Consider the following 1,159-nt stretch of genomic DNA (forward strand, 5'->3'; position numbering starts at 1 on the left):
TCCATCAACCTACAGGAGCAAGGTAAGGATGACATACTGCATATTGTTGCTCAGACCAGTGTGCAAATCCTTCAGGGCCGACGACTACAACTCATCAACCCCAGCCTTACTGTCGATGGTCAGCCCGCTCCTCTAGAAATTCTGACCGCCCTTGTGGATGGAGTCAACCGTCGTTTTGACCTAGCAAACCTAGAGGCGGCTGGTATCACCGCTAGGGTTCTGCAATTTCAGTTATCGTCTAACCAAGAGCTAGATCTAGCGATCGTTGTGCGTGTAGAACCCCAAGGACTAGCGTGGCTTCAATCTTATGCCAAGTAAAGCTCATATCAACTTATATAACTTATATGCAAGTAGTGACCAGCCTTCTTGTCTGCTACGTCTCGTAGCCACATCTCATAAAAAGTAGAGACAGTTGATACCAATCCTCCAAAAGCCAGCAACATAACCCATTAGTTCGTAGTAGAGACTTAAGTCCTGACTACAAGCTATCCATAGCCATAGTATGGAGAAGTGGTAGGAGTGCTTGCCAGCCCGACACTCTAGTTAGGAGTTTGCTTAGGAGTTTGTTTAGGCCAGCTTAGCGATCGTCTCTCGCTCTAACAACACTACCCCAGTTTGCAAATCCTTTACGGTTACCAGCAGAATGCGCTGGGGATTAATCTCAAACTGGACTTCTACCCGATCAACTCCCCGTTCACCGGGTGGGTCTAACCGAGCAACACAGATGTGATCGGCGTGAGTGCTAAGTGGGCGAAATGCTGCTTGCACTGAGAAGCGAGAGCTGGTCATGCGTCCTTGACTATCAAAGGCTACTTCTGCTTGGCCGAGATCAGCAACTTCACCAATATCCAAATGAATTTCTCGTTGTCCATCGGTAGCTGCTTGCAAAATTAATGGCTCCTCACGCTGACAAGGATAATGCATTCCTTTGGTAAATAAAGGCACGTAAGAATAAGTCCGGGCATAGGGTTCCCAAAGACGGATGGCATAGCCATGACGCAATTCATCATATAAATTTTCTACCTGCGCCAGGGCTAGCGCTCCCTCAGCCACGGCTTGAAACAGCTTATGGAGCTTGACGCGCTGTTTGCCAAAATATGACGTGATCAATTGTTGGACGGCAGGAATTTGACAGGTGCCCCCCACCAACAACACATGG

General features: G+C 48.1%; 2 protein-coding genes. One reads left to right on the top strand and one right to left on the bottom strand.

Annotation, left to right across the window (positions count from 1 at the left end):
- Window positions 1-318: hypothetical protein (locus NZ772_19300; GenBank protein ID MCS6815704.1), on the top strand; the 318-nt coding region annotated here is incomplete at its 5' end.
- Window positions 319-567: 249 nt separating this feature from the next.
- Here the strand turns inward: NZ772_19300 and NZ772_19305 are convergent.
- Window positions 568-1,159 (bottom strand): Hsp70 family protein (locus tag NZ772_19305; GenBank protein ID MCS6815705.1); only part of this gene is annotated, 592 nt, incomplete at its 5' end.

The organism is Cyanobacteriota bacterium (assembly GCA_025054735.1).
Lineage (GTDB): Bacteria > Cyanobacteriota > Cyanobacteriia > SKYG9 > SKYG9 > SKYG9.